Annotated in this window: 5 protein-coding genes; 3 read left to right on the top strand and 2 right to left on the bottom strand. The window is 38.7% G+C overall.

Annotation, left to right across the window (positions count from 1 at the left end; translation table 11 throughout):
• Window positions 1-149 precede the first annotated feature (149 nt).
• Together I6F48_RS18075 and I6F48_RS18070 are read right to left on the bottom strand one after the other, a co-directional pair.
• Window positions 150-1,616 (bottom strand): FMN-binding glutamate synthase family protein, encoded by a 1,467-nt coding sequence (locus I6F48_RS18075; protein ID WP_007579865.1) that lies wholly within the window; start codon window positions 1,614-1,616, stop codon window positions 150-152.
• Between the two features lie 112 nt (window positions 1,617-1,728).
• Entirely contained in the window at window positions 1,729-3,507 is a 1,779-nt protein-coding gene (locus I6F48_RS18070; RefSeq protein WP_197119994.1) for a DUF885 domain-containing protein, read from the bottom strand.
• A gap of 358 nt (window positions 3,508-3,865) precedes the next feature.
• Between I6F48_RS18070 and I6F48_RS18065 the strand changes: the two genes are divergently transcribed.
• The 3 genes from I6F48_RS18065 to I6F48_RS18055 all read left to right on the top strand — a co-directional run bounded on the left by I6F48_RS18065 (window position 3,866) and on the right by I6F48_RS18055 (window position 6,386).
• Window positions 3,866-4,852, top strand: coding sequence for a GGDEF domain-containing protein (locus tag I6F48_RS18065; protein WP_007579862.1), 987 nt, complete (start codon window positions 3,866-3,868; stop codon window positions 4,850-4,852).
• 83 nt (window positions 4,853-4,935) lie between these two features.
• Complete coding sequence (gene ubiE / locus I6F48_RS18060) at window positions 4,936-5,691, top strand: bifunctional demethylmenaquinone methyltransferase/2-methoxy-6-polyprenyl-1,4-benzoquinol methylase UbiE (protein WP_024589468.1); 756 nt, start codon at window positions 4,936-4,938, stop codon at window positions 5,689-5,691.
• Between the two features lie 11 nt (window positions 5,692-5,702).
• Window positions 5,703-6,386, top strand: coding sequence for a ubiquinone biosynthesis accessory factor UbiJ (locus I6F48_RS18055; RefSeq protein WP_197119993.1), 684 nt, complete (start codon window positions 5,703-5,705; stop codon window positions 6,384-6,386).
• Window positions 6,387-6,388: the final 2 nt, after the last annotated feature.

The raw sequence follows: 6,388 nt of genomic DNA, 5'->3' as shown, positions 1-6,388 counted from the left end.
AGCGCACAGGGCGTGCATCTGTGAAAGTGTTATGGCAAGGATGGCTTAAGTTACAAGCCATCCTGGAAGGCTACGATTTAGCAAAATCTCTTGAGCCAGACTTGTGATCAAGAGACAGCTATTAGCGCCTTTTTTAGTTAGTTAAAAACTTACTTATAGTTTTCGTAAATTTTATCGAGCGGTTCTGATAAACCACTTTCTTGCACTATACGTACATGTTCACGTTTTAATTCGCGTGCACTAGTCACACCACAAGAATGAGCTATTAGCCCAGCTCCGTAATGAATGTATTTATTATAGTTAGCTACTCGTTGCGCTTTATCAGCTACATTTAAGCCGCGTTGCAAACGCTCGTTATGCGTAGTGATCCCGGTCGGACAGGTATCTTTATTACATTGCATTGCCTGAATACAGCCCAGTGCAAACATATGCCCTCGAGCCGATACAACAAAATCAGCACCGAGCGCTAACGCCCAAGCCACCTTTGAAGGAACAATTAATTTACCAGACGCGATTATTTTAATACGATCTCGCAGTCCATGTTTTTCAAGCATATTAACTACAAGCGGTAAACTTTCGCGCAGTGGTAAACCCACTGAATCCATAAGCGGTTGTGGTGCTGCGCCCGTACCACCATCAGCACTATCTATGGTAATAAAGTCAGGCGCGGACTCTATACCACGGTGGTTTATTTCAGCGAACAACGTTTCTAACCATCCGTAAGCACCAATAACGGCTTTAAACCCTGTAGGTTTACCTGTCGCGTTACGCACAGTGGCAATCATATCGAGAATATCGGCTGGGTTTTTAATTTCAGGATGACCATTGGGGCTAATAGAATCTTGCCCTTCTGGTATGCCCCTAATTTTAGCTATTTCGGCGTTAACTTTGCGCCCTGGTAACATACCGCCTTTACCTGGTTTTGCACCTTGGCTCATTTTAAGTTCAAACATTTTTACTTGTTCATGAGCCGCTATTTCTTTTAGCTTTTCGGTACTTAAATTTCCATGCTCGTCTCGTGCACCATATTTAGCTGTACCAATCTGAAACACTAAATCGGCACCACCTTCTAAGTGATAAGGACTTAACCCCCCTTCACCGGTGTTCATCCAACAACCCGCTAGTTTTGCCCCTTTTGATAAGGCTCGTACAGCTGGCTTTGAAAGCGCACCAAAACTCATACCAGACACATTGAATAACGAGTTGGTCGTGTAAGGTGTTTTACAGTATGGACCCAAAGTAACATTACTCGGGTCGAGCGCTTCTTCGTCTAAAGTAGGAAATGCACAGTTCATAAACATAACCGTACCAGTTACTTCTAAGCTTTGCGTGGAGCCAAATGCAGCCGTACGGTCAACATCTTTTGCTGCACGATAAACCCAACTTCGCTCTGCGCGGTTAAACGGCATTTCTTCTCTATCTTGAGCAAAAAAGTACTGTCTAAAAAACTCACCTTGGCGTTCAAAAAAATATCGAAAGCGACCAATAACAGGGTAATTACGTCTAATAGCATGCTTGGTTTGTGTTACATCTCGAATATAAAAAACGACAACGATTAAAACCAACAACCCTAAAACAACAATAAACATACTTGCAAATACATCAATACTAAACATTATAAAATTACTCACCCAAGGCCCCTTGATGACTGTTTTTAAAATAAAAAAGTGCTATACCACCAAAATGACATAACACTTTTATTTGTTCAAGGCTTTAACTGCCTTATATCTAATTCTGTTGTTTAGCTAACTCTGCTTTTATATATAAACGCACTTGCGTTTCAAGTACCGATAAAGGCACTGAACCATGGCGTAATATTTGATGATGAAATTCACGAATATCAAAGCTTTTTCCTAGCGCTTGCTCTGCTTCAATGCGTAAACGCTTAATAGTAAGCTCACCTATTTTGTACGAAAGCGCCTGTGCAGGCCATGTAATATAACGATCGGTTTCGGTTTTAACGTTATGCAACGAAAGCGCTGTATTTTCGCTCATAAAGTTCATGGCACGCTCGCGACTCCAGCCATACATATGCATACCTGTATCAACAACTAAACGCGCTGCTCGCCACATTTCATACGTTAAACGACCAAAACGGCTATATGGGTCTTGATAAAAGCCTGCCTCTAAACCTAAATACTCAGAGTAAAGCCCCCAACCTTCGCCAAATGCCGAGAGGTAAGCATCACGGCGATAGCTCGGCAGATTTTCAAGCTCTGCATTAAGTGATATCTGTAAATGATGACCTGGCACGGCTTCGTGCAGCGTTAATGCTTCTAAAACATACAAAGGGCGCTTATCTAAAGCGTAAGTATTTACCCAATAATACCCTGCTTCATCATCTCGATTAGAGCCTGAATATCGACCGGTTGTGTATTTAGGTGCAATACTTGCCGGTACAGGTGCTACACCATAAGGTTTGCGCGGCAAGGTATGAAATAATTTAGGCAGTTGTGCATCCATTTTTTTAGCAATATAAGATGCTTCTTTTAAAAGTTGCTCTGGTGTTGTGGCGTAAAATTGTGGATCAGTGCGTAAAAAGTGGATAAATTCGGCAAACGTGCCTTTAAAACCTACCTCTGCTATTACGTTTTCCATTTCACTACGAATTCGCTCAACTTCTTTTAAGCCAAGTTCGTGAATCTCTTTAGGTGTCATATCGGTAGTGGTGTAGTACTTAGCTCTATTTTTATAAAACGCTTCGCCATTAGGTGTATTTGATATACCAATACTTGTACGTGCACCAGGTCGATATTGCTGCGTAAAAAACGCTAAATAATCTTTATAAGATTTTATAACCTCTTCTTTTATAATATTTTTAGCTTTTTGTTGTAGTGCTTTAAATTCACTTTCACTTAAACCAGCTGTGTTAGTTAAAAATGGTTTATAAAATTCAGACGTAGTTACATCGTCAACAATGTAAGCATTAATTGAATCTTCATAACCTTCTAATACAGCTCTAGGTTGAGTAAGCCCAGTTTCAAGTCCTTTTGTCATCCAATACATGTTTTGCTCAAAAAAGCGTGGAACTTGCGCCAATCGTGCAAGATACACTTGGTAATCTTCCGGGTTTTTATATTGAGAGCTATTTATTATGTACGACAAACCAGAATGAAACCCATATTCAGAGGTGAGCGGCATATAGTGCGCATTAAATACATATTCATCGACACTGTTTTGTACTTGAGCTCGAATAATATCGAAGTTAATTTGATTTTCATCGCTTAGCTTTTCAATATTAATAGTGTCTAATTCAGCAAGTAATCGCGTTTTATTTTTATATTCTTGCGCTAAAAATTCAGGGGATAAATTTGGTAATAAATAACCTTCAACACCACCTACACTATCGTAAGGGTTAATACTTTCTCTATAATCAACAATACTTTGCGCTACTTGAGTAAATTGTTGATCTGAATTTTGCATGGTCATTTGGCATGCACTTAATGAGCACAAAACCGTGATACCAAATAAAGATTGGCGAAGGGGCTTAATTAAAAAATGATTCATTATAATGTAACTTAGCAGTGTTATTAATTTCATAAAGCTATCGTAGGGTAAATAAATAGCAAGTAAATGAGACCAACCTCATAGTAATAATCCCTACTTATACCAAGTGTATTAATACGTTACATACATTAAATGAAGTAAAAACCAGCCTAATTGATGAGAAAAACAGCGATTAAGCTGCTAAAGCAAAATTTAAGTTCCCTAACTATCGTTTTTGCTTTTAAATAGCTCGGATAATGATTACTGTATAAAAAAATAATAAAAAGCTCGGACGCATAACCGCCTCATGGAATGAGATATTTTAAAATTTGCACTTATGCGTACTTAGTTGGTATTTAAAATGATGTTCCATGATTCCATGGCTATTGCACAAGAAAAAATGACCAAAGTGTGTGTTTTTTTAGAGCGCTATACGCTCCCACCTACGCCGCTGAATTATCAAGTTATTTATGCTTATACCAGTCAAACTAATCTCAAGCTAAATAAAGCTTTAGACCGTGCTATCGCTGTTGAAGACAATATAGATAGCGTTTTAATTGAACAACTACATTCTGAGTTTTTAAATACTGGCCACAAAGCGCAAGTCAACATGATTCAAAATGTTGATGGTGTTATAAACTCACTTTCTCAAAATTCTCAAGCTACTGAAAAGCAAATAATTCGCTTTGCGGGTCAAGTGAGCGAATGCGTACATTCGCTAGATGAGAACAACATAGAACAAAGCCGTCAAGCGCTTGAAGTTCTTCATAATCAAACCGCCGAATTACTCAACCAACATAAGCAATTTAAGCAAGAACTAAGCAAAGCCAAACAACTACACGAAAAAACACAAAAGCAGCTAACTCAACTTCGTAAACAGCATATTATTGATAGCCAAACAGGGCTTTATAAGCGCCATTATTTAACGCAACAAACCCAAGTGTGGACTAATCAACAAAAATCTATTTGCGCAATAGCGATTCAAATAGACAACCTTGATCACTTTACTAAAAATTATGGTGATATTATTGGTGAAGTCATTTTGAGTAAAGTCGCTAAGCAAGTGCAAAAATATGTTTTTCAAAGTGGCTTACCTGGTCGCACAGCAAAAGATCAATTTACTGTTCTCCTCGCCGACATAGACCCAGATACAGCTAATGTTATTGCCGAAAAAGTACGAAATGGGGTCGAAAAGCTACGCTTTGTTAGTTCAAAAACAGGTATCAAGCTACCAAGTATTGGCTTATCACTAGGAATTGCTCAGCATCAACAAGAAGATGATTTTAATCAGTTAGCAAAAAAAGCATCTCATGCGGCTTTTAAAGCACGTTCATTAGGTCAAAGTAGTTACACTGCAGGGCAATAAATTACCTGATAAATCATATTCAAATTGCACCTACTGTGTACAATAAAGTACACTAACCTCTATTGTCACGATAGAGATTAATCATGAACGAAACCGAACAAAAGACCACGCATTTTGGTTATAAAACAGTAGCCGAGAACGATAAAGCTTCTATGGTTGCTGATGTATTTCACTCAGTAGCTGCAAAATACGATGTAATGAATGATTTAATGTCTTTTGGGGTGCATCGTTTATGGAAACGTCAAACTATTGCAAGCTCAGGTGTTCGTAAAGGCCATCATGTACTCGATTTAGCCGGCGGCACTGGCGACTTAACGGCAAAGTTTAGCCAATTAGTGGGCGAAACGGGTCAAGTTGTTTTGGGTGATATAAACTCATCTATGCTTAAAGTTGGTCGTGAAAAACTGCATAATCTTGGATTAGTGGGCAATATCGACTACGTACAAATGAATGCAGAAATGCTGCCGTTCCCAGATAATAGCTTTGATGTGATCACTATTGCCTTTGGCTTACGTAACGTCACCGATAAAGACAAAGCATTACGCTCTATGTACCGCATTTTAAAGCCAGGTGGTCGTTTACTTGTTTTAGAGTTTTCAAAACCAGAACATGACGTACTTAGTAAAGCTTACGATTTTTACTCATTTAATTTATTGCCTACAATGGGTAAGCTAGTTGCTAACGACAGTGAATCGTATAAGTATTTAGCTGAATCTATTCGTATGCATCCAGATCAAGACACGCTAAAAGCGATGATGGAAGATGCAGGCTTTGAGCAAACAACATACCAAAACCTCACAGGCGGAATTGTTGCGCTGCACCGTGGTTTTAAATATTAAGGCTAGCAGTTATGGCGCTTGAGAAAATAACAAAAAATAATAATGATGCAATGCCATCTGAATTTTTTATGTTACCTAATTTTGTACTTTCGCTTATTGAGCGTGTACTAAATCAAGCACTTAGCCTTGACCCACAATTATCTCAAAAGCTAAGCGCCGTTAAACATCAGCGCTTAGTGGTTGAAGTAAGAGACTGGCAACAAAGCATCCAACTTGTTTATAGCGCTGAGCAATTACACTTATATAGTGCCCAAAGCAATGAAAACGCAGATTGTATGATCAGCGCCGACATAGGTACGCTTTTAGCGCTCAAAAACCCAGCAATGCTTACCCAATTAATTCGCCAAGATAAGCTCGACTTGCAAGGCGACTTAAATATTGCGCAAACTTATAGCAATGCGTTTTCAGGCATTGATATTGATTGGCCTGAACAGCTCTCTAGATACATTGGTGATACCCCCGCTCAGCAGTTATATCTGCACTTAAAAAAACTAAAACAAAAGAGCAGCAAAACCAACACTAAAATAAGTACAATGCTTACAAGTTTATGCCAAGATGAGCTCGCAATTACTATTCACCCATTAGAACTTGAGCAATTTAAACAAAAAAATAGAGAACTCAAAGGCCAAGTCGCTGCTGTTGAGCAGCGTATAAATACCTTGTTAAACTCTTTTTCACCTTCAAACACCCGCTAAGG

The sequence above is a fragment of the Pseudoalteromonas sp. SWYJ118 genome (genome assembly GCF_015864505.1).
Taxonomy (GTDB): Bacteria; Pseudomonadota; Gammaproteobacteria; order Enterobacterales; family Alteromonadaceae; genus Pseudoalteromonas; species Pseudoalteromonas arctica.
The sequence above is the reverse complement of the archived record's forward strand: the minus strand, read 5'-3'. Positions and strand labels throughout refer to the sequence as shown.